Here is a 453-nt window from a genome sequence, read left to right as displayed (position 1 = left end):
TTCTAAAAAATGAATCGAAATTTGGCAGAGAATAAATTTTTTCTATTTGCAAATTACTAATGAGTAAAAGGGGATGAACATAATGGATGAGCAAAAGAAAACCTATTATATTGATGTAGGGAGCGGAGAAATTTCGCAAAGTGCCACAAGTTCAACATGGAGTTATAAAATCCAGGCAAGTGATGAAGAAATTACTCAACTGCGTGAATTATTTAATCAAAATTATTCAACCGAATGGAAGAACTTCTTTCGAGCCCATGTTCCATATGTCGAGTATCATTACGACCGTGAAAACGATGCTTATGATAGTACACTCCAACAAGTGTATGGAATGCTGCATAAGCTGGGTGATGAAGAAGCAAAAACCCACATTGAAAGCATGAATATTTTACCAAAGTAAATAAGTTTATTTTGTAGAAAAATCCTTCCTTTAGGATTTTTCTTTTTTTGATT

1 protein-coding gene is annotated in these 453 nt (G+C 33.1%); it reads left to right on the top strand.

Going from position 1 to position 453, the window contains the following annotated elements:
- Nucleotides 1-82: 82 nt before the first annotated feature.
- Entirely contained in the window at nt 83-400 is a 318-nt protein-coding gene (locus tag V7659_RS25525) for a hydrolase (protein WP_335542918.1), read from the top strand.
- Nucleotides 401-453: the final 53 nt, after the last annotated feature.

The organism is Neobacillus drentensis (genome assembly GCF_036966985.1).
Lineage (GTDB): Bacteria > Bacillota > Bacilli > Bacillales > Cytobacillaceae > Neobacillus > Neobacillus drentensis_E.
This window is presented reverse-complemented; position numbering and strand designations above follow the sequence as displayed.